This window comes from Pseudomonas sp. 58 R 12, from assembly GCF_900005865.1.
Taxonomy (GTDB): domain Bacteria; phylum Pseudomonadota; class Gammaproteobacteria; order Pseudomonadales; family Pseudomonadaceae; genus Aquipseudomonas; species Aquipseudomonas tritici.
The window spans coordinates 135,762-159,338 of record NZ_CVTP01000028.1; the positions used below are offsets into that span (position 1 = coordinate 135,762).

The following is a 23,577-nucleotide window of genomic DNA, read 5'->3' on the forward strand; positions in this document are numbered from 1 at the left end:
GACCGGTTATTTAACGGTAGGCCCGACAGCTAACTTACGGACGCCTTAACAACTCCGACTATTGCCCCTTGCGAAAAATTCAGTATTTTTTTAAAGCATTTCGCGCACGTGCTTATTTCTTTTAATGCGTTCGCAAATTGGCTTTGCTAGTTGAAAAATATTGAACTTAGGCTATAGGCAAATATTCGACCCAGCTGCCGGTTTGCCAGGGGCATTCATCACTCTGATGGTGGGTGGGTGTAGGAAAAACCTTCGCTACACTGCCGGTCACTTCTTCCGTGAACCACAAGGCTACCTCCTATGCAAAATCGCATGATGATCACTGGTGCCGGGTCCGGCCTGGGTCGCGAAATCGCTCTGCGCTGGGCCCGCGAAGGTTGGCAATTGGCCTTGTCTGACGTCAGCGAGCCGGGCTTGCAGGACACCCTCAAGCGCGTGCGCGAGGCGGGCGGCGACGGTTTTGTGCAACGCTGTGACGTGCGCGATTACAGCCAGCTCACCGCTTTTGCCCAGGCTTGCGAGGTGAAACTGGGTGGCATCGATGTGATCGTCAACAATGCAGGCGTGGCTTCGGGTGGGTTCTTCGCCGAACTGTCCCTGGAAGACTGGGACTGGCAGATCGCAATCAACCTGATGGGCGTGGTCAAGGGCTGCAAGGCGTTCCTGCCCCTGCTGGAAAAGAGCAAGGGCCGCATCATCAACATCGCGTCTATGGCGGCATTGATGCAGGGCCCGGCCATGAGTAACTACAACGTGGCCAAGGCCGGCGTGGTGGCGCTGTCGGAAAGTCTGCTGGTGGAGCTAAAGCAGCAGGAAGTCGGCGTGCACGTGGTCTGCCCGTCGTTCTTCCAGACCAACCTGCTCGACTCGTTCCGCGGGCCGACCCCGGCGATGAAGGCGCAAGTGGGCAAACTGCTTGAGAGCTCGCCGATTTCGGCGGCGGACATTGCCGATTACATTTATCAGCGCGTCGCAGCAGGCGAATTCATGATCCTGCCCCATGAGCAAGGGCGGATGGCGTGGGCGTTAAAGCAGAAGAACCCGCAGTTGCTCTATGACGAGATGACCACCATGGCCGACAAGATGCGTGCTAAGGCGCAGGCGGTTAAAGGCTGATCAGGTGGCAGTCTGTCAGGCAAGTTACCTGCGTATGTAGGGAGTGCCTGATTTCACCGCAAGGCATTGATGCACCCACAGCCAGCGCGCATGGTCGAGGTCCTGTCATTCTAAAAGGACAACCGCCATGCTGGTCTTAAGCCGCGCTGTAGGCGAAGTCATCTCCATTGGCGATGACATCGCCGTGCACATCCTCGAGTTGAACGGTAACCAAGTGAAGTTCGGTGTTGCAGCGCCGGCCGGGGTGCATGTTCATCGCGCCGAGGTCTACCAGAAAATCCTCGAACGCCAAGCCGCCGAGCTGCACGCGGCCCCCAACCCTTAGCGCATTTTCAGTCGAACAGATGCTTGGGCACGTCGTGCTTGAGCATTAACTGGCATTGCTCGCTCTCGGGGTCGAACACGATCAGCGCCTGCCCCTTGGTCAGCGCCTGGCGCACGCGCAATACGCGGGTCTCCAGGGGCGTGTCGTCGCCATTGTCGGTGCCGTCACGGGTGACGAAGTCTTCGATGAGGCGGGTCAGGGTGTCGACTTCAAGCGCGTCGTAGGGAATCAGCATACAAGCCTCGGGTGATGGGTCCCGGCGATGCTACTGCGCCGGGACCGCAGTTGCCAGTCTCAGGACTTGTTGCCCACCAGGCTGTCCACCGATGGCACCCGCGTGTCGCTCTCCATTTGTGCATCGTGTTCAATCTGATGACTGAACCGATCCAATGAACCCTGGGCCGGTTGTGCGTCGCTGGCGAACACCGGCGGGCTGAGAATATACGCGCCCAGCAGGCGGCTCAGCGCCGCGAGGCTATCGATATGGGTGCGTTCGTAGCCGTGAGTCGCGTCGCAGCCAAACGCCAGCAACGCGGTGCGGATATCATGGCCGGCGGTCACGGCCGAGTGTGCATCGCTGAAGTAGTAGCGGAACAGGTCGCGGCGCACCGGCAACTCGTTATCAGACGCCAGGCGCAGCAAATGCCGCGACAGGTGATAGTCATACGGCCCCCCCGAATCCTGCATCGCCACGCTCACCGCATGTTCACTGGAATGCTGGCCGGGGGCGACGGGGGCGATATCGATGCCGACGAACTCACTGACATCCCAAGGCAGGGCGGCCGCTGCGCCGCTGCCGGTCTCCTCGGTAATCGTGAAGAGTGGGTGGCAGTCGATCAGCAGCGGTTCGCCGCTGTCGATAATAGCCTTGAGCGCGGCGAGCAGGGCAGCGACGCCCGCCTTGTCGTCAAGGTGTCGGGCGCTGATGTGCCCACTTTCGGTAAATTCGGGCAGTGGGTCGAAGGCCACGTAGTCACCGATGCCGATCCCCAGGGAATCGCAATCGGCGCGGGTCGCGCAGTAGGCGTCCAGGCGCAGCTCCACGTGGTCCCAGCTCACCGGCATTTCGTCCACGGCGGTGTTGAAGGCGTGCCCGGAGGCCATCAACGGCAACACGCTGCCACGGATCACACCGTTATCGGTAAACAGGCTGACGCGGCTGCCTTCGGCAAATCGGCTCGACCAGCAGCCTACCGGCGCCAGGCTCAGGCGGCCGTTGTCCTTGATCGCGCGTACGGCGGCGCCGATGGTGTCCAAATGCGCGGACACCGCACGGTCTGGGCTGTTCTTCTGGCCCTTGAGGGTGGCGCGAATGGTGCCGCGCCGCGTCATTTCAAACGGAATGCCCAGTTCTTCCAGGCGCTCGGCGACGTAGCGCACGATGGTGTCGGTGAACCCGGTGGGGCTGGGGATCGCGAGCATTTCCAGCAGCACTTTTTGCAGGTAAGCAAGGTCCGGTTCGGGGATGGTTCGGGTCATAGAGACTCCTGATGAAGTGGCAGGCTTAAAGGTGTATGGCGTCTGTTACGACGCCTTCGCGAGCAAGCCCGCTCCCACATTGGAATGCGGTCTGAATGTGGGAGCGGGCTTGCTCGCGAAGACGCCAGTACAGGCAACACATCTTTCAAGCAGACGGCTGGCTGTGGGGGAACAACAAATCCACGAACTTCTCCGCCGTGGGTTGCGGTTCATGATTGGCCAGGCCGGCGCGTTCGTTGGCTTCGATAAACACGTACTCGGGTTGATCGGCGGCAGGCACCATCAGGTCCAGGCCCACCATGGGAATATCCAGGGCACGCGCAGCGCGCACGGCGGCGTCCACCAGCGTGGGGTGCAGGATGGCGGTGACGTCTTCCAGGCAACCCCCCGTGTGCAGGTTGGCGGTGCGGCGCACGGCCAGGGTCTGGCCGCGAGGCAGAATGCTGCTGTAGTCGTAGCCGGCGGCGCGCAGGGTGCGCTCGGTTTCGGCGTCGACCGGGATTTTGCTTTCACCGTCAGTGGCGGCCTGGCGGCGGCGGCTCTGGGCTTCGATCAAGGCGCCGATGGAATGCTGACCGTCGCCGGTCACTTCGGCTGGGCGTCGGATTGCAGCGGCGACAACGTCGAAACCAATCACCAGGATGCGCAGGTCCAGGCCTTCGTGGAAGCTCTCCAGCAACACCCGGCTGTCAAACTGCCGCGCCGCTTCAATCGCCTGCTGCACATCTTCGATGCTTTGCAAATCCACCGCTACACCATGGCCTTGCTCGCCATCCAGCGGCTTGACCACCACGCGCTGGTGCTCGTCGAGGAACTCCAGGTTGTCATCGGCGCTGCCCGCAAGTTGTTGCGACGGCACGTTCAGCCCTGCGGCTTTCAGCGTTTTATGCGTCAGGCTTTTATCCTGGCACAGCGTCATGCTGACGGCGGTGGTCAGGTCGCTCAGGGATTCACGGCAGCGCACACGGCGGCCGCCATGACTCAGGGTGAACATGCCCGCATCAGCGTCATCCACCTGCACATCGATACCACGTCGGTGGGCCTCCTCAACGATGATTCGTGCATAGGGGTTAAACCCCGCCTGCGGGCCGGGGCCGAGGAACAACGGCTGGTTAATGCCATTCTTGCGCTTGATCGCAAAGGTGGTCAGCGCGCGAAAACCGAGCTTGGCGTAAAGGTTCTTGGCTTGGCGGTTATCGTGCAGCACCGACAAATCCAAATAGCTCAAGCCACGGCTCATGAAGTGTTCCACCAGATGGCGCACCAGCACCTCGCCTACACCGGGGCGCGTGCATTGCGGGTCAACCGCGAGGCACCACAGGCTGCAACCGTTTTCCGGGTCGTGAAACGCTTTTTGGTGATTGAGGCCCATCACGCTGCCGATCACCGCGCCGCTGTCTTCATCCTCCGCCAGCCAATACACCGGGCCACCTTGATGGCGCGGCGTGAGGCGTTCGGCGTCGACAGGCAACATGCCACGCCCTTGATAGAGCCGGTTCACCGCCAGCCAATCGGCCTCGCTCTGCACGCGGCGAATACGGAAGCCACGAAACACTCGAGTCGCTGGGCGATAGTCGCTGAACCAAAGGCGCAACGTGTCGGACGGATCAAGAAACAACTGTTGGGGATCGATCCCCAGAATTTGCTGGGGGGCCGCCACATACAGGGCGATGTCTCGCTCGCCAGCCTGCTCATTGAGCAACTCCTGGGCGAGGCTGGCAGGGTCCGGAAAGGTATGGCCGATCAACAGCCGACCCCAACCGCAATGCACGGCAATCGGTTCGGCGGCCAAGGGGCTGCCGTCTTCAGCCAGGCGGGCTTGCAGGCGCTCGTAGGTTGGCGCCTGGCCCTTCAGCAAGCGTTGGCTGTAAGCCGCTGCAAGAGGTTTCATCAATCAGATTCCTTGTTCGCTGAGCCACAGGTTCAGCGCCGCCAGTTGCCACAGCTTGGAGCCGCGCAACGGCGTCAGTTGGCCCTGCGGGTCGGTGAGCAGGCGGTCGAGCATGGCCGGGTTGAACAGGCCGCGATCCTGGCTGGGGTCCAGCAACAGTTCACGGACCCAGTTCAGGGTATCGCCCTGCAAATGCTTGAGGCCCGGCACTGGGAAATAGCCTTTCTTACGGTCGATGACTTCGCTTGGGATGACACGGCGCGCGGCTTCTTTGAGGACCTGCTTGCCGCCATCAGGCAACTTGAACTTGCCAGGTACACGGGCCGACAGTTCCACCAGGCGGTAGTCCAGGAATGGCGTACGCGCTTCCAGGCCCCAGGCCATGGTCATGTTGTCGACGCGTTTGACCGGGTCGTCCACCAGCATCACCGTGCTGTCCAGGCGTAGCGCCTTGTCCACGGCGGCATCGGCGCCTGGCATGGCGAAATGCTCGCGTACAAAGTCACCGGCAGCGTCGTTGGCCGTCAGCCATTTCGGCGCGACGGTGGCGGCGTAATCCTCGTAGCTGCGGTCAAAAAACGCATCGCGATACGCCGCATAAGGATCGCTGGCGCCGTCCACCTGTGGGTACCAGTGGTAACCGGCGAACAACTCGTCGGCGCCCTGGCCGCTCTGCACCACCTTGCAATGCTTGGCCACTTCCCGCGACAGCAGGTAGAAGGCGATGCAGTCATGACTGACCATCGGCTCGCTCATGGCGCGGAACGCCGCCGGCAGTTGCTCGATGATCTCGCTTTCAGCGATGCGCAATTGGTGGTGACGCGTGCCGTAGTGCTTGGCGATCAGGTCGGAGTACTGGAACTCGTTGCCAGCTTCGCCGCCCGCGTCTTCAAAACCGATGGAGAAGGTCGACAGGTCTTGCACGCCGACTTCTCGCAGCAGGCCGACGAGCATGCTCGAATCGACACCGCCGGACAGCAGCACGCCGACATCCACGGCGGCACGTTGGCGGATGGCCACGGCTTCGCGGGTGCTGTCGAGCACGCGATCGGTCCAATCTTCCAGGCTCAGGTTTTTCTCGTCCTCATGGGGACCGTAGGGCAGGGTCCACCAGGTTTTCTGCTCGGTCTTGCCGTTGGCTTCGACACGCATCCAGCTCGCCGGCGGCAGTTTTTCAATGCCTGCCAGCAGGGTACGCGGTGCAGGCACCACGGCGTGGAAGTTCAAGTAGTGGTTGAGCGCCACCGGATCAAGGACCGGGTTGATATCGCCGCCCTTGAGCAGCGCCGGCAATGCCGAGGCAAAGCGCAAGCGCTGGCCGGTGCGCGACAGGTACAGCGGTTTTACGCCGAGACGGTCACGCGCGATAAACAGACGCTGGGCATCGCGCTCCCAGATGGCGAAGGCAAACATGCCGTTGAGCTTGGGCAGCAGCGCTTCGCCCCAGGCGTGATAGCCCTTGAGCAGCACTTCGGTGTCGCCACCGGAATAGAAGGCGTAGCCCAGGGCTTCCAGCTCTTGGCGCAATTCCGGGAAGTTATAGATCGCGCCGTTGAAGGCCAGGCTCAGGCCGAGGTGTGAATCGACCATCGGTTGGGCCGAGCCGTCCGACAGGTCCATGATCTTCAGGCGTCTGTGGCCCAGGGCAATCGGCCCTTGGGCATGGAAGCCCCAGGCATCCGGGCCACGTGGGGCCAAGTGATGAGTGATGCGCTCAATGGCCGCCAAGTCGGCAGGTTGGGCATCGAAACGTAATTCTCCAGCTAATCCGCACATAAATTCCTTACCGGTTTTTCCGTTGGGGAGGGGTCAATACTCAATACGCCGCTGAGGGCGCGTACCCAGAAACTGACCCAGTGCTATCCGTGGAGTTTTAGACCGATAAGTTATAAGGCAAATAGCCGCGATGGCTTTAATGCCTTCGTTTGCGCTGATTACGGCGTCGTTGTTTTGCCGCGAATCAATGCCCGTAAGGGAAACCGGTTGGGGTGGCAAGCTTCGGCCACACTGGCCGGTACCGGCAGCGGTTCGTCGCTCAGCCAGGCGGCGATCAGTTCGCCGCACAGTGGCGCCGTGATCAGTCCGCGTGATCCGTGGCCGCTATTAATGTACACGCCCGGAAGCCACGGGCACGGCGTATCCGGGACTTGCCGGGCGTCTTTGCCGAGCACGGCATACACGCTTTGAAACGCTGTACGATCCGCCAGCGGTCCGACAATCGGCAGGTAATCAGGGCTGGTACAGCGGAATGCGGCACGCCCCTCAAGCTGTTCCGGGGCCAAGTGTTCGCCGCCCAGGCGCTGCAGCAGGTCTGCGGATATCTCGCGCAGCATTTCCAGGTTGCCAGCATGTTCGGCAGCGGTGGGCGTGAGGTCGTCGTTGGTGAAGTCGAAGCTGGCGCCAAGCGTGTGTTCACCCAGCCGGGCGGGCGCGACATAGCCTTCGGCGCACACCACCGTGCCCAGTGCCTGGCTGTCTGCGGTTTGCGGCAGTCGGCTGATCTGCCCACGAATCCGCTTGAGCGGCAGGTCGGCGCTGAACGCAAACCGCTTGATGTCAGCCGCTCCCGCCAGCACCACCACTGAGGCGCTCGCCAGCACGCAATCGCCGTTGCGGGCTTGCCACTGGTCATCGACCCGGTGCAGCTCAACGGCCTCGTTATGTGTGAGTACCTCAATCAACGGATGTGCCGCCTGCCACTGGCAAAGCGCCGGCGGGTGCACCCAACCGCCTTCGGGGAAAAACAGGCCGCCCTGGGCCAGGCTGATTCCGGCGCGTTGTTGGGCTTGATCGCGGTCCAGCAGGTGCAGCAGATCCGGGGCGAACGCATCGGCGAGTTGCGCCTGGCGCTGGCCTTCCTTGGCATCAAACGCCAGTTGCAGCACGCCGCAGCCGTCCCAGTCGACGCCTCGGTGCAAGTGCTCCAACAGCCGTCGGGTGTGGCCGAAACCGCTGAGAATCAGTTGCGACAATGCCGTGCCGTGTGCGGAAAGCTTGAGGTACAGCACGCCTTGGGGGTTACCCGACGCTTCCTGCGCCAACGCCGCATGGAGTTCCAGCAGGCTGACGCGCCAGCCCCGTGCCGCAAGGCTGGCGGCGGTGGCGCAACCGGCCAGGCCGCCGCCGATGACCATGGCATGGCGCTGGCCTGTGATGACAGGGGGGCGGGCGAACCAGGGTTTGGCTGGTGTGGGACACGGGGTATCTTCGGGCCAGCCAAGAAACTCGCCGCGCAGGATCTCCCACTTGTGGCCGATGCCGGGTGTGCGCTTCATCTTGAACCCGGCCGCGTTGATCAACCGTCGTACCCAACCGGTGCTGGTAAAGGTACTGATGGTTGAGCCGGGTGCCGCCAGGCGCGCCAGTTCGGCAAACAGCTCGGCGGTCCACATATCGGGGTTTTTCGCCGGGGCGAAGCCGTCGAGAAACCACGCGTCGATCTGCGCATCCAGTTGTGGCAATTGTTCCAGGGCATCGCCGATCAACAGGGTCAGGGTCACGCGGCCGTTATCCAGCACCAGCCGCTGGAAGCCTTGATGGACAGCGATGTACTGCGCCAGTAGTTGCTCGGCGAGGGGCTGCAGCTCGGGCCAGAGGGCGAGGGCGCGTTGCAGGTCGACGTGGCTCAGCGGGTACTTTTCCACGCTGACAAAATGCAGGTGCGCACCGGCAACCGCGTGCTGTTCGAACAGTTGCCAGGCACACAGGAAATTCAACCCGGTGCCGAAGCCGGTTTCACCAATCACCAGTCGCCCATCCGCCGGGAGCGCCGCGAAGCGTTGCTGCAAACGGTTCTGTTCGAGGAACACGTAGCGGGTTTCTTCAAGGCCCGACTGGTCGGAAAAGTACACATCGTCGAACACCTGCGAGTGCGGGCGGCCTTGGTCATCCCAGTCGAGCTGGGCGTGGGTGATGGGGTTCATGGGCGGCTCGGTAAATTCCAGGTGGCCATTCTAGCCGATCAACCCGTGATGAATTGACCTACGGCAAGCGCGTATGGAATTTCCTCCCGCGCGCTGCTGCCCAATCCGCTAGTCTTGGTCCAACTTGAAACGGAGCTGCCCATGTTCGAATCCGCTGAAATCGGCCACGCCATCGACAAAGACACTTACGACGCCGAAGTGCCGGCACTGCGTGAAGCCTTGCTGGAAGCGCAGTACGAGCTGCAACAGCAGAAGCGTTTTCCGGTGATCATCCTGATCAATGGCATCGAAGGCGCCGGTAAAGGCGAGACCGTCAAACTGCTCAATGAATGGATGGACCCGCGCTTGATCGAAGTGCGCACCTTCGACCAGCAGACCGACGAAGAACTGGCGCGACCGCCCGCGTGGCGCTACTGGCGCCAACTGCCGGCCAAGGGCCGCATGGGGATTTTTTTCGGCAACTGGTACAGCCAGATGTTGCAGGGCCGGGTACATGGGCAGATCAAGGATGCACGCCTGGACCAGGCCATCGCCGGTGCCGAGCGCCTGGAGAAGATGCTCTGCGATGAAGGCGCGCTGATCTTCAAGTTCTGGTTCCACCTGTCCAAGAAGCAGATGAAGGCGCGGCTCAAGGCCCTGGCCGATGACCCGCTGCACAGCTGGCGCATCAGCCCGCTGGATTGGCAGCAGTCCGAGACGTACGACAAATTCGTGCATTTCGGCGAACGTGTGCTGCGCCGCACCAGCCGCGACTATGCACCGTGGCATGTCATCGAAGGCGTTGACGCGCATTACCGTGGGCTGACCGTGGGCAAGATCCTGCTCGAAGGCCTGCAAAACGCCCTGAAGCTGCCCAAGGGCAAGGCCAGTGGCATGAACCCGGCGCCATTACCCTCGGCGGTGGACCAGATGAGCTTGCTTAACAGCCTCGACATGACGCTGCGGCTGGACAAGGACGATTACGAAGAGCAACTGATTACGGAGCAGGCGCGCTTTTCCGGCCTGATGCGCGACAAACGCATGCGCAAGCACGCCTTGGTCACGGTGTTTGAAGGCAACGATGCGGCGGGCAAGGGCGGGGCGATCCGTCGTGTCGCCGCCGCACTGGACCCGCGCCAGTACCATATCGTGCCGATTGCCGCGCCCACCGAAGACGAACGCGCCCAGCCTTACTTGTGGCGGTTCTGGCAGAAAATCCCGGCGCGGGGCAAGTTCACCGTGTTCGATCGTTCGTGGTACGGCCGCGTGCTCGTGGAGCGCATCGAGGGCTTTTGCACCACGGCGGACTGGATGCGCGCCTATGGCGAGATCAATGACTTCGAAGAGCAACTGCGCAATGCCGGCGTGATCGTGGTGAAGTTCTGGCTGGCCATCGACAAGCAGACCCAGTTGGAGCGTTTCCAGGCCCGCGAGGAAATCCCCTTCAAGCGCTTCAAGATCACCGAGGACGACTGGCGTAACCGCGACAAATGGGACGACTACCGCGCCGCCGTCGGCGATATGGTCGACCGCACCAGCACTGAAGTCTCGCCCTGGACATTGGTGGAAGCCAATGACAAGCGCTGGGCCCGGGTCAAGGTTTTGCGCACGATCAACGTGGCCTTGGAAGAGGCATTTGCCAAGTCCGACAAGCACGATAAAAAGAAAAAGAAATAACCCCTTTTATGGTGACTGGAATTTCTGTAGTGAGCGGGCTTGCCCCGCGCTGGGCTGCAAAGCAGCCCCAAAACCTGCCAACGAGATTTAACTGGATAAATGCGGTGCCTGGATTAGGGCTGCTTCGCAGCCAAGCGCGGGGCAAGCCCGCTCACTACAAGTTGTTTACCTGCCATGCTTTTGTATAGGCGGGGTGAATGATCGTCGCGATTGGGAGGGCCTGGATCTATCCTCGATCCAACTCCCAACAACGACAAGATCGAGGTAGCCCATGCGTGAAGTAGTGATCGTCGACAGCGTGCGAACCGGCCTGGCCAAATCCTTTCGCGGCAAGTTCAACCAGACTCGCCCGGATGACATGGCGGCCCATTGCGTCAACGCGCTGCTGAGCCGCAACGGCATCGACCCGGCGACGGTGGAAGATTGCATCGTCGGCGCCGGCTCCAACGAAGGTGCGCAGGGCTACAACATCGGACGCAATGTGGCGGTGCTGTCACAATTGGGCACCGGCACGGCGGGGATGACCCTCAATCGCTTCTGCTCGTCGGGCTTGCAGGCCATTGCGATTGCGGCGAACCAGATTGCCTCGGGTTGCAGCGACATCATCGTCGCCGGTGGTGTCGAGTCCATCAGCCTGACCATGAAAAGCGTCAACACCGACAACCTGATCAACCCACTGCTCAAAGAGCAGGTGCCGGGTATTTACTTCCCCATGGGCCAGACCGCGGAAATCGTCGCCCGTCGCTACAACGTCAGCCGTGAAGAGCAGGACCTGTACGCCCTGCAAAGCCAGCAGCGTACCGCCCAGGCTCAGGCTGATGGTTTGTTCAACGATGAAATCGTGCCCATGGCCGTCAAGTACAAGGTCGAAGACAAGAACACCGGTGAAGTGCAGGTGCTCGATGGCGTGGTTGATCGTGATGATTGCAACCGTCCGGACACCACGTTGGCCAGCCTGCAAGGGTTGAAGCCGGTATTTGCCGAGGACGGTTCGGTGACGGCGGGTAACTCGTCGCAACTGTCCGACGGGGCTTCGATGACCCTGGTGATGAGCCTGGAAAAAGCCTTGGCGTTGGGCCTCAAGCCCAAGGCTTTTTTCCGTGGGTTTACCGTGGCTGGCTGCGAGCCGGACGAGATGGGCATCGGCCCGGTGTTCTCGGTGCCCAAGCTGCTCAAGGCCAGGGGCTTGCAAGTGGCGGATATCGACCTGTGGGAGCTGAACGAAGCGTTTGCGTCGCAGTGCCTGTATGCGCGTAATCGCCTAGGCATTGATAACGCGAAGTACAACGTCAACGGTGGTTCGATTTCCATCGGGCACCCGTTCGGCATGACCGGATCGCGGCAGGTAGGGCATTTGGTGCGTGAGCTGCAGCGGCGCAATGTGCGTTATGGCATCGTCACCATGTGCGTCGGCGGCGGCATGGGCGCCACCGGCCTGTTCGAAGCCGTCCGCTAAACCCCGAAGAAACCGGCTCGAATGTGAGGGCTGGCTTGCCTGCGATAGCGGTCGATCAGTCGATTTTCTGCCTGACACACCGCCATCGCAGGCAAGCCGGATCCCACATTTGAACGGCGTCATAGCCCAACCCTTTCACTTACCCCTAGAATGCTGCACCACTTCCTCTGGCTCCTGGGGCATTCATGCACATCTCTTCCGGCCGCTGGGTCTATGGTTTTTTCCTGACCCTGCTGACCGCGCTGCTCTGGGGCATTCTGCCGATCAAACTCAAGCAGGTGTTGCAGGTGATGGACCCCATCACGGTCACCTGGTTTCGCCTGACGGTGGCCGGCGGTTGCCTGTTCTTCTACCTGGCGCTCACCCGGCGCTTGCCCAGCCGCAAGGTGCTGGGCCCCAAGGGTGGCTGGCTGGTGGGGATGGCCGTGTGCGGCCTGGTGGGCAATTACGTGCTGTACTTGGTGGGCTTGAAAATGCTCAGCCCCGGCACTGCGCAGTTAGTGGTGCAGATGGGGCCGATCTTCTTGATGGTCGCCAGCGTGTTTGTGTTCAAGGAGCGTTTCAGTCGCGGGCAAGTACTGGGGTTGTTGGTGCTGATGGTCGGTTTTGGCCTGTTCTTCAACCAACGTCTGTTGGAGTTGTTGACGTCACTTGGCACCTACACCGCCGGGGTGCTGACCGTTCTGCTCGCGACGTCGATCTGGGTGTTCTACGCCCTGGGTCAGAAGCAATTGCTCACGGTGTGGAATTCGCTGCAGGTGATGATGGTGATCTACCTGTCCTGCGCCGTGCTACTCACGCCTTGGGCGCACCCGCTGGAGGCGTTGGACCTGAGCCCGCTGCAAGGCTGGTTGCTGCTGGCGTGCTGCATGAACACCCTGGTGGCCTACGGCGCCTTTGCTGAAGCGCTCGCGCATTGGGAAGCCTCGCGGGTCAGTGCGACTCTTGCGCTCACACCGTTGGTGACCTTTGTAGCCGTCGCCCTGGCGGCGTGGCTGTGGCCTGAGTATGTGCAGGCCGAAGAAATCAACGCCCTGGGGTATGCCGGGGCGTTGGTGGTGGTGTTGGGCTCGGCGACCGTGGCGCTGGCGCCGTCGTTGCTCGCCGGGCTCAAGGCCCGGCGGGTGCGCATGGCTTCCTAGGCGCCTAGCATGTCCTGCGGGCGAACCCACTGATCAAATTCGGCATCCGTCAGATAGCCCAGCGCCAGTGCAGCCTCCCGTAGGGTGAGGCCTTCGGTGTAAGCCTTCTTGGCGATTTCTGCCGACTTGTCGTAGCCGATATGCGGATTAAGCGCAGTCACCAGCATCAGCCCACGCTCCAAGTGCGCGCCCATCTGCTCGGCGTCGGGCTCGAGACCGGCAATGCAATGTTCCTGGAAGTTGTTGCAGCCGTCGGCCAGCAGGCGGATCGACTCCAGCAGGTTGTGGATGATCACCGGCTTGTACACGTTTAACTGCAAGTGCCCTTGGCTCGCGGCCATGCCGATGGTTACGTCATTGCCCAAGACCTGGCAGGCCAGCATCGACAGCGCTTCGCATTGGGTCGGGTTGACCTTGCCAGGCATGATCGAACTGCCCGGCTCGTTGGCCGGCAACTTCACCTCGGCCAACCCGGCGCGCGGGCCGGAGCCCAGCAGGCGCAGGTCGTTGGCGATTTTCATCAAGGCCACGGCCAGGGTTTTCAGGGCGCCGTGCAGGGTGACCAACGGCTCATGGCCGGAGAGGGCGGCGAATTTGTTTGGCGCGGTCACAAACGGCAAGCCCGACAGCGCCGCCAGTTCGGCGGCAATCGCTTCGCCAAAACCCTGCGGCGCATTCAGCCCGGTGCCCACGGCCGTGCCGCCCTGGGCCAGCTCGCACACGGCGGGCAGGGCGCTGCGCACAGCGCGTTCGGCGTAATCAAGCTGGGCGATAAATGCCGAGAGTTCCTGGCCAAAGGTGATCGGCGTGGCGTCCATCATATGGGTGCGCCCGGTCTTCACCAGGTTCATATGCCGGGCGGCCAGTTCGGCCAAACCACCGGAAAGCGTGGCGATCGACGGCAACAATCGCTCATGTATCGCTTGTACCGCTGCGATGCTCATGGCGGTGGGGAAGCAGTCATTGGAACTCTGGGAACGGTTGACGTGATCGTTGGGGTGCACCGGGCTCTTGCCGCCGCGCTTGTTGCCAGCCAGCTCATTGGCGCGGCCGGCGATCACTTCGTTGGCGTTCATGTTGCTTTGGGTGCCGCTGCCGGTTTGCCAGACCACGAGGGGGAACTGGTCGTCATGCTGGCCAGCCAGCACTTCATCGGCGGCTTGTTCGATCAGGCGGGCGATGTCGGCAGGCAGGTCGCCATTTCGATCGTTGACCCGTGCCGCGGCCTTTTTGATCAGGGCCAGGGCGTGCAGTACCGCCAGGGGCATGCGTTGCTCGCCAATGGCAAAATTCACCAGCGAACGTTGGGTCTGAGCGCCCCAGTAAGCGTCATCCGGGACTTGGACTTCTCCCAGGCTGTCGGTTTCGATACGGCTCATCGGGCACACTCCTTCGGGTTCGTTTGCGCAGTTTAGGCCCTGATCGACCCAGCGGGTTCCATAAAAGGCTTTTCATCGGGTTCATTGCCCGCAAATCCAGGCCCGACAAGGGGTGGGGTTGAGCCTTGGCGTTTTTTAGGCGCAGAATGGGCGCCCTTGGGGTCTTACCTCGCCTGCTAGAAAAGGAAACTCGATGACTCGTCTTCGTGCCATCTGTACCGCGGTTGCTCTGGTTTGCGCCAGCGGCCAGGTTTTTGCCGATACCGCCAGCCACAACGCCAGTGCCGAAGCCTTCCTTACCCTGGCCCACGCTGACAAGCTGGGTACCCCGGTGTACATGCAAGTGCAGCAAATGTTCGCCCAGCGTTTCGAACAAACCAAGGCGCCTGCCGCCAAGCAGTCCGTACTGGACAGCTACCAGGCCAAGGCCAACGCTGCCCTGGACCAGGCTATCGGCTGGCCAAAGCTGAAACCGGACATGGTCAAGCTCTACACCACCAACTTCAGCGAATCCGAACTCAAGGACCTGGTTGCCTTCTACCAGTCGCCACTGGGTAAGAAAGTCCTGGAAAAAATGCCGCAACTGACCCAGCAATCGGCCCAGATGACCCAGGCCAAGCTGGAAAGCGCCGTGCCGGTGGTGAACAAGCTGTTGGAAGACATGACCAACGAACTGGCACCGGCGAAGAAACCTGCCGCCCCTGCCAAGAAGTAAGTGGAGCCGGCAATGACCATGCAACAGCGTATCGAAGTGGCGCTCGCCGAGCTGGGCCAGGACTATTTGAGCGTGCAGGATGAAAGCCATATGCACAGCCGTGGGTTGCAGACCCACTTCAAGGCCGTGCTGGTCAGCCCGCAGTTCGAAGGGCTCAACCGCGTCAAGCGCCACCAGAAGGTCTACGCCACCCTGGGTGACCTGATGGGCGAGTTTCATGCGCTCGCGTTGCATACCTACACGCCTGAAGAATGGGCGAAAATCGACGCAGCCCCGGCCTCGCCGACCTGCGCCGGCGGGCATGACTGATGATCGGGTGTCTCTGACACCGAGCATTTGTTAGAATCCGCAACGCGCCGCTCAGACGGCGCGTTTTTTTTGCATCCGGTTCACCCTTTACGAGGGTAGCCACCTGGAGAGAACACCCGTGACTCAACCGATTGTCGTGGCGGCACTGTATAAGTTCGTCACCCTCGAAGATTACGTCGCCCTGCGCGAGCCATTGCTGCAGGCGATGGTCGACAACGGCATCAAAGGCACCTTGCTGATCGCCGAAGAAGGCATCAACGGCACCGTTTCCGGAAGCCGCGAAGGCATTGATGGCCTGATGGCCTGGCTGAAAAAAGACCCGCGCATGGTCGACATCGACCACAAAGAATCCTACTGCGACGACCAGCCGTTCTACCGCACCAAGGTCAAGCTCAAGAAAGAGATCGTGACCCTGGGCGTCGAAGGCGTCGACCCGAACAAAAAGGTCGGTACTTACGTCGAACCGCAGGACTGGAACGCGCTGATCAGCGACCCGGAAGTGCTGCTGATCGACACCCGTAACGACTACGAAGTGTCCATTGGCACCTTTGAAGGCGCGATTGACCCGAAAACCACCAGTTTTCGTGAATTTCCCGACTACATCAAAGCCAACTTCGACCCCGCCAAGCACAAGAAAGTCGCCATGTTCTGCACCGGCGGCATTCGTTGCGAGAAAGCCTCCAGCTATATGCTCAGCGAAGGCTTCGACGAGGTCTACCACCTCAAGGGCGGCATTCTGAAGTACCTCGAAGAGGTGCCGCAGGCAGAAACCAAATGGCAGGGCGACTGCTTTGTGTTCGACAATCGCGTGACCGTGCGCCACGACTTGAGCGAAGGCGACTACGATCAATGTCATGCCTGCCGCACACCCGTGAGTGTGGAAGACCGTGCATCCGAGCACTACGTGGCTGGCATCAGCTGCCCGCATTGCTGGGATAAGCTGCCCGAGAAGACCCGTCGCAGCGCGATTGATCGGCAAAAGCAGATCGAGCTGGCCAAGGCCCGCAACATGCCGCACCCGATTGGCTTCAACTATAAGCAATCACCTTCCGAGGCTTGAGCCATGTCCACGCGCCTGCTCTATGTAATGGACCCGATGTGTTCCTGGTGCTGGGGCTTTGCCCCGGTGGCCAAGGCGTTGGTGAAGCAGGCCCAGTCGGCCGGTGTGGAACTGCACCTGGTGGTGGGCGGCCTGCGCACCGGCAGTGGCGCGGCGTTGGAGCCGACGACCCGCCGCTACATCCTGGAGCACTGGCAGGCCGTCACCGACGCCACTGGCCAGCCGTTCAAGCGCGAAGGCGCATTGCCTGACGGTTTTGTGTACGACACGGAGCCCGCGTGCCGCGCCATCGTTACCGCCCGCAGCTTGGCGCCGGATTGCGCGTGGAAACTGCTGGGGCTGATCCAGCATGCGTTTTATGTCGAGGGCCGCGATGTGACCCTTGCCAGCGTCCTGGTGGAGCTGGCCGAACAAGCGGGCATTCCACGTATCGAGTTCGCCGGTGCCTTCGACCGTGCGGAGCAGCATGCTGCCACGGCTGCCGACTTCACTTGGGTACAGGACTTGGGCATCGCCGGCTTCCCGACGCTGTTGGCCGAGCGTAATGGCCAGTTGGCCCTGCTGACCAACGGTTACCAGCCGCTGTCCGAGCTGTCGCCGTTGTTGGCCCGCTGGCTGGAGCGAGCGACCTGTGCATGATCAGCCAGACAAAAATGCCGGCAAACGTGTGGACCGACTGACCTGGGCGGAAATTCGCCGCCTGGCCCTGCGTCACAAGAAATCCCTGTGGATCGCCAATGGCGTTGCCGTACTGGCAACCCTGTGCAGTGTACCCATCCCCTTGCTACTGCCGTTGCTGGTGGACGAAGTGCTGCTGGGCCATGGCGATGCCGCCCTCAACGTGATGAACCACGCCCTCCCGCTGGGTTGGCAGAAAGCGGCCGGGTATATCGGCCTCATGCTGCTGGTGACCCTGTGTCTGCGCTGCGGCGCCCTGGTGTTCAACGTGGTGCAGGCGCGGCTGTTTGCGCGGCTGGCCAAGGACATTGTGTACCGCATCCGCGTGCGCCTGATTGAGCGGCTCAAGCGTATTTCCCTGGGCGAGTACGAAAGCCTGGGCAGTGGCACGGTCACCACGCACTTGGTCACCGACCTGGATACCCTGGATAAATTCGTCGGCGAAACCCTCAGCCGCTTTTTGGTGGCCATGCTCACGCTGGTGGGCACTTCGGCGATCCTGGTGTGGATGCATTGGCAATTGGCGCTGCTGATCCTGCTGTTTAACCCGCTGGTGATCTACGCCACGGTGCAGTTGGGCAAACGCGTCAAACACTTGAAGAAGCTGGAAAACGACAGTACTTCGCGCTTCACCCAGGCCTTGACCGAGACCCTCGACGCTATCCAGGAAGTGCGCGCCGGCAACCGCCAGGGCTTTTTCCTCGGGCGCCTGGGCCAGCGTGCCCGGGAAGTGCGTGACTTTGCCATTCATTCACAGTGGAAAACCGACGCCTCCAGCCGCGCCAGTGGTTTGCTGTTCCAGTTTGGTATCGATATTTTCCGTGCGGCCGCCATGCTCACCGTGCTGTTTTCCGACCTGTCCATTGGCCAGATGCTCGCGGTGTTCAGTTACTTGTGGTTCATGATCGGGCCGGTGGAGCAGCTGTTGAACTTGCAATATGCCTATTACGCGGCGGGCGGGGCCCTGACGCGGATCAACGAACTGCTGGCGCGTGCCGACGAACCGCAGTATGCCGGGGGGGAAGACCCGTTTACCGGGCGTGAGACCGTCGGCATCGAAGTGCGCGGCCTGAACTTCGGCTACGGCGAAGACCTGGTGCTCGACCAGTTGAACCTGGTCATTGCGCCGGGCGAGAAAGTGGCAATCGTCGGCGCCAGCGGCGGCGGAAAAAGTACCTTGGTGCAACTGCTGCTCGGGCTGTATACGCCACAAGCTGGAACTATTCGCTTTGGTGGTGCCACTCAGCAGGAAATCGGGCTGGAGACCCTCCGCGAAAACGTCGCCGTGGTGCTGCAACATCCCGCGTTGTTCAACGATACTGTGCGCGCCAACCTGACCATGGGCCGCGAGCGCAGCGACCAGGCCTGCTGGCAGGCACTGGAAATCGCCCAGTTGGATGCTACCGTCAAGGCATTGCCGATGGGCTTGGACAGTGTGGTGGGGCGCTCCGGAGTGAGGTTTTCCGGCGGGCAGCGTCAACGCCTGGCGATTGCGCGCATGGTGTTGGCCGAGCCGAAAGTGGTGATCCTCGACGAAGCAACTTCCGCCCTGGACGCCGCTACCGAGTACAACCTGCACCAGGCGCTGGCGCGGTTTCTCAGTGGGCGTACTACACTGATCATCGCCCACCGCCTGTCGGCGGTTAAGCAAGCCGACCGAGTATTAGTGTTCGACGGCGGTCACATTGCTGAGGATGGTGATCATCAGCAATTGATTGCAGATGGCGGCTTGTACGCCAAACTCTACGGGCACTTACAGCAAGTACGTTGATTCAGCCTAAGCTGAGCTATCGGAAGCGGTTTTTCGCGTGCGTATCCAGCAGTGCATGTGCAAGGGACTTCATGAAGCAAAAGCGTACTCTCGGAACGCCAAGGCTATTGGGCATTGTGTGGCCTTTCATCGCCGTGGTGCTGTTTCAGGCATTGTTGGGCTGTGTCAGTCTTTTCATGCTTTCAGCTGTGCGCGGCTATGTGGCCGGCGAGAGCCTGTGGTCGAAGGGCCAGAAAGACGCCATCTACTACCTCACGCTCTACGCTGACAACCGTGACGAAGCCACGTACCTCAGATACCAGCAGGCCATAGCCGTGCCCCAGGGCGGGCATGAGCTGCGCATCGCCCTCGATCGTCCTACGCCTGATCTTACGGCTGCGCGGCTGGGCATTCTCAAGGGGGGCAACCACCCGGATGACGTCTCGAGCCTGATCTGGCTGTACCTCAATTTTCGTCACTTCAGCTACCTGGAAAAAGCCATCGAGTTGTGGACCGTGGGCGATAGCTACCTGGTGCAACTCGATGGCCTGGCCCAGGAGATGCACGGCGCAATCCTCCGCGACCACGTCAGCGCCAACGATGTGCGGCAATGGAAGGCGCATATCATCGCGATCAATGAAGGCGTAACGCCAGCTGCCAAGGCCTTCAGCGATGCCTTGGGCGAAGGCTCGCGGATGATCCTGCGGCTGCTGCTGATTACCAACCTGGCCACGGCCCTTGGCCTGATTGTGCTGGCGCTGTTGCGCACGCATAAGTTGCTGGCCCAGCGCCACGCTTTCGCCAATGCCCTGCAACAAGAGAAGGAGCGAGCGCAGATCACGTTGGAGTCGATTGGCGATGGCGTGATCACCACCGACGTCGACGGCGCCATTACCTATATGAACCCGGCAGCCGAGGCGCTGACTCACTGGCATTCGGCCCAGGCTCAGGGCCTGCCGCTGGCAGCGTTGTTCAACTTGTTGGATGACGATGCCGAGCCCGACGGGTTTACCCTGATCGAACATATCGTCAAGGGCCAGCTCAGCGGCGGCAGCGAGCATTCAAAGACCATCCAGCGGCTGGATGGCAGCACGGTCTCGGTGACCCTGGTGGGTGCGCCGATCCGCAGCGACGGCAAGGTCACGGGGGCGGTGCTGGTGTTGCATGACATGACCCAAGAGCGCCAATACATCGCCAACCTGTCCTGGCAGGCAACCCATGACGCCCTGACTGGCCTGGCCAACCGCCGCGAATTCGAATTCCGCCTGGAACAGGTGCTGCACCCGGCAGGGCAGCAGCACGGCGGACGGCATGCATTGATGTTTCTTGACCTGGACCAGTTCAAGCTGGTCAACGACACCTGTGGTCATGCGGCCGGTGACGAACTGTTGCGACATATTTGCGCGTTGCTGCAGTCGGACCTGCGCGAGGGCGACACCCTGGCGCGCCTGGGAGGGGATGAGTTCGGCATTTTGCTGGAAAACTGTCCGGCGGTCGTGGCGGAAAAAATCGCCGAGAGCCTGCGCCATACGGTGCAGAGCCTGCATTTTGTGTGGAAGGGCCGGCCGTTCATGACCACTGTCAGCATCGGCCTGGTGCACCTTGGGCAAACGCCGACCACCCTGGAAACCTCGCTGCGCGCCGCCGACATGGCGTGCTACATGGCCAAGGAGAAAGGTCGCAACCGTGTGCAGGTGTACCACGCCGATGATTCGGAATTGTCCCTGCGCTTTGGCGAGATGGCCTGGGTGCAGCGCCTGCACATGGCCTTGGAAGAGAACCGGTTTTGCCTCTATGCCCAGGAAATCTCGCCCCTGGGACAGACCGATGCGGGCAATGGGCATATCGAAATCCTGCTGCGCCTGCATGATGAGGCCGGCCGCATTATCTTGCCCGACAGCTTTATCCCGGCGGCCGAGCGTTACGGTCTGATGACGTCCCTGGACCGTTGGGTGGTGGAGAATGTGTTCAAGATCATCGCCCGTTGCCTGCAGGAGCGTCCGAACCGCCCGATGGCCATGTGTGCGATCAATCTGTCAGGCATAACTATTGGTGATGATGAGTTCCTCGGGTTTTTACGTGAGAAATTTCATACTTACAATATTCCGCCCGGCATGATCTGTTTTGAAATTACTGAAACCAGTGCGATTGCCAATCTGGGCAGTGCAATCCGCTTTATTAATGAACTCAAAGCCTTAGGTTGTCAGTTCTCGCTGGATGACTTTTGTGCCGGAATGTCCTCATTCGCTTATCTCAAACATTTACCTGTAGACTTCCTGAAGATCGATGGAAGTTTCGTAAAGGATATGCTGGACGACCCGATTAACCGCGCGATGGTCGAAGTGATCAATCACATCGGCCATGTCATGGGTAAGCGCACAATTGCAGAATTTGTCGAGACACCGCAAATCGAACAGGCACTACTCGAAATTGGTGTGGATTACGCTCAGGGCTACCTGATTGAACGACCGCAATTGTTTACCTTTGATAGCTTGCAGTGTCGACCTGTGCGGCCGCAGCCCCTGTTATTCAAGGCGCCTGGCACATTCCGCTGAAACATTCGCTGGTCTGTACAATCACACTTAAAAAGGAGCCTTAAACAGTGATCGACACATTCAACAGAACCGGCCCGCTTATGGAAGCCTCGAGTTACCCCGCCTGGGCACAGAAACTGATCCAGGACTGTAGCGAGAGCAAGCGTCGCGTTGTCGAACACGAACTGTACCAGCGCATGCGCGATAACACGCTCAGCGCCAAGACCATGCGCCACTACCTGATCGGTGGCTGGCCTGTGGTGGAACAGTTTGCCTTGTACATGGCACAGAACCTCACCAAGACCAAATTTGCCCGCCATCCCGGGGAGGACATGGCGCGCCGCTGGCTGATGCGCAATATTCGCGTGGAACTCAACCATGCCGACTATTGGGTGCATTGGGCCCGTGCTCACGGCGTGAGCCTGGAAGAGTTGCAGGCCCAGAACGTACCGCCGGAGTTGCACGCACTGAGCCATTGGTGCTGGCACACCAGCTCTGCCGATTCGCTGATCGTGGCGATTGCCGCGACCAACTACGCAATCGAGGGGGCAACGGGGGAATGGTCTGCGGTGGTCTGTTCTACCGGCGTCTACGCGGCGGCCTTCCCAGAGGAAGAACGCAAGCGTGCGATGAAGTGGCTGAAGATGCACGCCCAGTACGATGACGCCCACCCGTGGGAAGCGCTGGAAATCCTCTGCACCCTGGCCGGCATGAACCCGTCCCAGGAATTGCAGGTAGAGCTGCGCCAAGCCGTGTGCAAGAGCTACGACTACATGTATCTGTTCCTGGAAAGTTGCATGCGCCTGGAGAAAGAGAAGGCGCCAACGTTGGTGCGTGACCGCCAGGCGCGGGTCGCCAGCGAAGCCTGATGCAGTAGGTAATGTGGCGAGGGAGCAAGCTCCCTCGCCACAGTTATTTCATTCGCCTTTAACGGTTAGGGCTTACCCCGCCATCGCCAAGCGGTTGCGGCCTTCGCGCTTGGCCACGTACAACGCGCTGTCAGCTCGGCGCAGCAGGCTTTCGGCAGATTCTGCAGCCAGCAAGGTCGAACAACCGAGGCTCACCGTCAATTCGATCCGTTCTCCATCCGCCCGGTAATCCTGGGTCTGTGCCGCTTGGCGCAGGCGTTCGCCGACCATTGCCGCCGCGTCTCGGCCGGTGTTGGACAGCAGGATCAGAAACTCTTCCCCGCCAAATCGAAACACCATGTCCACGTTGCGCAATTGACTCTTTATAGCTGCGGCGACGGCGCGCAACACGGTATCGCCGGCGGTGTGGCCGTGGGTATCGTTGATGACCTTGAAGTGGTCGATGTCGAGCATCAGCAAGGACAGCGGGTTCAAGTGCCGGCGCGCCATGTCGATTTCCCGTTGCAAGGTCTGGTCCATGGCAATGCGGTTGCCGGTCTCAGTCAACGGGTCGCGCAGGGCGCTGCGGGTGGCGGCACGGTAAAGCAGAGCGTTGCGCATCGGGTAGAGCAGGGTGGCCAGCAGGGATTCGAGCTGGCCCAGTTCTTCTTCCACCAGGCGCTGGTTGCGGCGAAAGATTAATTCACCGAGGTGCTCGCCTTCATGGCTCAGGCTGTAGCTCGCCGTATGGTGGCCGCGATGGCCGAACTCCAGGCGCAGGTCGCTGGCTTGATGGCGGTATTGCAGGGCGTCCAGAGGCACCAGGCGTTGGATCTCTCGGAAGAAAACACCGAGGATGCGCTCCGGTTCCAGGCTGGTTTGCAGTTGCAGGCCCAGTTGCTGGCGAAGTTGAGTGATGGTGGTGGGGCGGCGTGGGACGAGGGATGGCTGACCAAACCCCAGGCGCTGCAATTTGGCACTGTCGAAGTCAATTGCGTTGGTCTGGGTAGGTGTTTTCATAAGCGATCGGCCTCTAAGCTCTTAGCTGTCTTACAGGCTCGATGAGAGTGGCGAGTGCCAAGCGTCTAACTGTTCCTTCAGTTCCGTAAAACATTGGTTACAGTTTAGACCGCTTTTCACTGGGTTATAACCCCTGGGAACCGCCGCACGTCTTGTCATCGCTTAACCTGCTTGGAGAGGTTAGAGCGATATTCATGCCAAATGGTTTAACATTATTAAATGTTCTTATAAAACAACGACCGTTCTTATATATAGAAACAGTCGTTGAATAATGGCGCCGGTTATTTGGCCGATGG

Annotated in this window: 19 protein-coding genes; 12 read left to right on the forward strand and 7 right to left on the reverse strand. The window is 60.8% G+C overall.

Annotation, left to right across the window (positions count from 1 at the left end):
- The first annotated feature begins 300 nt into the window (after positions 1-300).
- Both BFP95_RS24910 and csrA read left to right on the forward strand, forming a co-directional pair.
- Complete coding sequence (locus BFP95_RS24910; protein ID WP_065873321.1) at positions 301-1,116, forward strand: SDR family oxidoreductase; 816 nt, start codon at positions 301-303, stop codon at positions 1,114-1,116.
- A 127-nt stretch (positions 1,117-1,243) separates the two neighbouring features.
- Positions 1,244-1,441, forward strand: coding sequence for a carbon storage regulator CsrA (gene csrA / locus BFP95_RS24915; RefSeq protein ID WP_049712242.1), 198 nt, complete (start codon positions 1,244-1,246; stop codon positions 1,439-1,441).
- Positions 1,442-1,448: 7 nt separating this feature from the next.
- On the opposite strand, the gene BFP95_RS24920 is transcribed toward csrA, so the two are convergent.
- From BFP95_RS24920 to mnmC, 5 genes are all read right to left on the reverse strand, one after another.
- The gene (locus tag BFP95_RS24920; protein ID WP_003192759.1) at positions 1,449-1,676 is read right to left on the reverse strand and encodes a YheU family protein; all 228 of its coding nucleotides are present in this window, start codon (positions 1,674-1,676) and stop codon (positions 1,449-1,451) included.
- Positions 1,677-1,735: 59 nt separating this feature from the next.
- On the reverse strand, positions 1,736-2,920 hold the full coding sequence (locus tag BFP95_RS24925; RefSeq protein ID WP_065873320.1) for an osmoprotectant NAGGN system M42 family peptidase: 1,185 nt from the start codon (positions 2,918-2,920) through the stop codon (positions 1,736-1,738).
- Between the two features lie 145 nt (positions 2,921-3,065).
- The gene (gene ngg, locus BFP95_RS24930) at positions 3,066-4,811 is read right to left on the reverse strand and encodes an N-acetylglutaminylglutamine synthetase (protein WP_065891058.1); all 1,746 of its coding nucleotides are present in this window, start codon (positions 4,809-4,811) and stop codon (positions 3,066-3,068) included.
- A 3-nt stretch (positions 4,812-4,814) separates the two neighbouring features.
- Entirely contained in the window at positions 4,815-6,587 is a 1,773-nt protein-coding gene (locus BFP95_RS24935; RefSeq protein ID WP_065880821.1) for an N-acetylglutaminylglutamine amidotransferase, read from the reverse strand.
- A 158-nt stretch (positions 6,588-6,745) separates the two neighbouring features.
- Positions 6,746-8,734, reverse strand: coding sequence for a bifunctional tRNA (5-methylaminomethyl-2-thiouridine)(34)-methyltransferase MnmD/FAD-dependent 5-carboxymethylaminomethyl-2-thiouridine(34) oxidoreductase MnmC (gene mnmC / locus BFP95_RS24940; protein ID WP_065910857.1), 1,989 nt, complete (start codon positions 8,732-8,734; stop codon positions 6,746-6,748).
- Between the two features lie 141 nt (positions 8,735-8,875).
- On the opposite strand from mnmC, the gene pap reads away from it, so the two are divergent.
- From pap to BFP95_RS24955, 3 genes are all read left to right on the forward strand, one after another.
- Complete coding sequence (gene pap, locus BFP95_RS24945; RefSeq protein WP_065873316.1) at positions 8,876-10,390, forward strand: polyphosphate:AMP phosphotransferase; 1,515 nt, start codon at positions 8,876-8,878, stop codon at positions 10,388-10,390.
- Positions 10,391-10,661: 271 nt separating this feature from the next.
- Complete coding sequence (locus BFP95_RS24950; protein ID WP_065873315.1) at positions 10,662-11,846, forward strand: thiolase family protein; 1,185 nt, start codon at positions 10,662-10,664, stop codon at positions 11,844-11,846.
- A 185-nt stretch (positions 11,847-12,031) separates the two neighbouring features.
- On the forward strand, positions 12,032-12,988 hold the full coding sequence (locus BFP95_RS24955; RefSeq protein WP_065873314.1) for a DMT family transporter: 957 nt from the start codon (positions 12,032-12,034) through the stop codon (positions 12,986-12,988).
- Here the strand turns inward: BFP95_RS24955 and BFP95_RS24960 are convergent.
- Positions 12,985-14,367 carry a class II fumarate hydratase gene (locus BFP95_RS24960; protein ID WP_065873313.1) on the reverse strand — a complete coding sequence of 461 codons (1,383 nt, stop codon included), beginning with the start codon at positions 14,365-14,367 and terminating at the stop codon, positions 12,985-12,987. The genes BFP95_RS24955 and BFP95_RS24960 overlap by 4 nt on opposite strands.
- A 193-nt stretch (positions 14,368-14,560) precedes the next feature.
- On the opposite strand from BFP95_RS24960, the gene BFP95_RS24965 reads away from it, so the two are divergent.
- The 7 genes from BFP95_RS24965 to BFP95_RS24995 all read left to right on the forward strand — a co-directional run bounded on the left by BFP95_RS24965 (position 14,561) and on the right by BFP95_RS24995 (position 22,282).
- Entirely contained in the window at positions 14,561-15,082 is a 522-nt protein-coding gene (locus BFP95_RS24965) for a DUF2059 domain-containing protein (protein WP_010208895.1), read from the forward strand.
- Between the two features lie 12 nt (positions 15,083-15,094).
- Positions 15,095-15,391 (forward strand): BolA family protein, encoded by a 297-nt coding sequence (locus BFP95_RS24970; protein WP_065873312.1) that lies wholly within the window; start codon positions 15,095-15,097, stop codon positions 15,389-15,391.
- A gap of 118 nt (positions 15,392-15,509) precedes the next feature.
- Positions 15,510-16,451 carry an oxygen-dependent tRNA uridine(34) hydroxylase TrhO gene (locus tag BFP95_RS24975; protein WP_065873311.1) on the forward strand — a complete coding sequence of 314 codons (942 nt, stop codon included), beginning with the start codon at positions 15,510-15,512 and terminating at the stop codon, positions 16,449-16,451.
- 3 nt (positions 16,452-16,454) lie between these two features.
- Positions 16,455-17,090 carry a DsbA family protein gene (locus tag BFP95_RS24980; RefSeq protein WP_065873310.1) on the forward strand — a complete coding sequence of 212 codons (636 nt, stop codon included), beginning with the start codon at positions 16,455-16,457 and terminating at the stop codon, positions 17,088-17,090.
- Positions 17,083-18,900 (forward strand): ABC transporter ATP-binding protein, encoded by a 1,818-nt coding sequence (locus tag BFP95_RS24985; protein WP_065891055.1) that lies wholly within the window; start codon positions 17,083-17,085, stop codon positions 18,898-18,900. Before BFP95_RS24980 ends, BFP95_RS24985 begins: the two co-directional genes overlap by 8 nt.
- Before the next feature lie 71 nt (positions 18,901-18,971).
- A complete protein-coding gene (locus tag BFP95_RS24990) occupies positions 18,972-21,434 on the forward strand; it encodes an EAL domain-containing protein (protein ID WP_065873308.1) in 2,463 nt (820 codons plus the stop codon).
- A gap of 80 nt (positions 21,435-21,514) precedes the next feature.
- Positions 21,515-22,282: a TenA family transcriptional regulator gene (locus tag BFP95_RS24995; protein ID WP_189683645.1), complete on the forward strand. Its 768-nt coding sequence runs from the start codon at positions 21,515-21,517 to the stop codon at positions 22,280-22,282.
- A 72-nt stretch (positions 22,283-22,354) separates the two neighbouring features.
- On the opposite strand, the gene BFP95_RS25000 is transcribed toward BFP95_RS24995, so the two are convergent.
- On the reverse strand, positions 22,355-23,281 hold the full coding sequence (locus BFP95_RS25000) for a GGDEF domain-containing protein (protein WP_065873306.1): 927 nt from the start codon (positions 23,279-23,281) through the stop codon (positions 22,355-22,357).
- Between the last annotated feature and the right edge of the window lie 296 nt (positions 23,282-23,577).

Bases quoted from the DNA above. Each gene is read 5' to 3' on its own strand.
- BFP95_RS24910 (WP_065873321.1), top strand. From the start codon at position 301: ATGCAAAATCGCATGATGATCACTGGTGCCGGGTCCGGCCTGGGTCGC.
- csrA (WP_049712242.1), top strand. From the start codon at position 1,244: ATGCTGGTCTTAAGCCGCGCTGTAGGCGAAGTCATCTCCATTGGCGAT.
- BFP95_RS24920 (WP_003192759.1), bottom strand. From the start codon at position 1,676: ATGCTGATTCCCTACGACGCGCTTGAAGTCGACACCCTGACCCGCCTC.
- BFP95_RS24925 (WP_065873320.1), bottom strand. From the start codon at position 2,920: ATGACCCGAACCATCCCCGAACCGGACCTTGCTTACCTGCAAAAAGTG.
- ngg (WP_065891058.1), bottom strand. From the start codon at position 4,811: ATGAAACCTCTTGCAGCGGCTTACAGCCAACGCTTGCTGAAGGGCCAG.
- BFP95_RS24935 (WP_065880821.1), bottom strand. From the start codon at position 6,587: ATGTGCGGATTAGCTGGAGAATTACGTTTCGATGCCCAACCTGCCGAC.
- mnmC (WP_065910857.1), bottom strand. From the start codon at position 8,734: ATGAACCCCATCACCCACGCCCAGCTCGACTGGGATGACCAAGGCCGC.
- pap (WP_065873316.1), top strand. From the start codon at position 8,876: ATGTTCGAATCCGCTGAAATCGGCCACGCCATCGACAAAGACACTTAC.
- BFP95_RS24950 (WP_065873315.1), top strand. From the start codon at position 10,662: ATGCGTGAAGTAGTGATCGTCGACAGCGTGCGAACCGGCCTGGCCAAA.
- BFP95_RS24955 (WP_065873314.1), top strand. From the start codon at position 12,032: ATGCACATCTCTTCCGGCCGCTGGGTCTATGGTTTTTTCCTGACCCTG.
- BFP95_RS24960 (WP_065873313.1), bottom strand. From the start codon at position 14,367: ATGAGCCGTATCGAAACCGACAGCCTGGGAGAAGTCCAAGTCCCGGAT.
- BFP95_RS24965 (WP_010208895.1), top strand. From the start codon at position 14,561: ATGACTCGTCTTCGTGCCATCTGTACCGCGGTTGCTCTGGTTTGCGCC.
- BFP95_RS24970 (WP_065873312.1), top strand. From the start codon at position 15,095: ATGACCATGCAACAGCGTATCGAAGTGGCGCTCGCCGAGCTGGGCCAG.
- BFP95_RS24980 (WP_065873310.1), top strand. From the start codon at position 16,455: ATGTCCACGCGCCTGCTCTATGTAATGGACCCGATGTGTTCCTGGTGC.
- BFP95_RS24990 (WP_065873308.1), top strand. From the start codon at position 18,972: ATGAAGCAAAAGCGTACTCTCGGAACGCCAAGGCTATTGGGCATTGTG.
- BFP95_RS24995 (WP_189683645.1), top strand. From the start codon at position 21,515: ATGGAAGCCTCGAGTTACCCCGCCTGGGCACAGAAACTGATCCAGGAC.
- BFP95_RS25000 (WP_065873306.1), bottom strand. From the start codon at position 23,281: ATGAAAACACCTACCCAGACCAACGCAATTGACTTCGACAGTGCCAAA.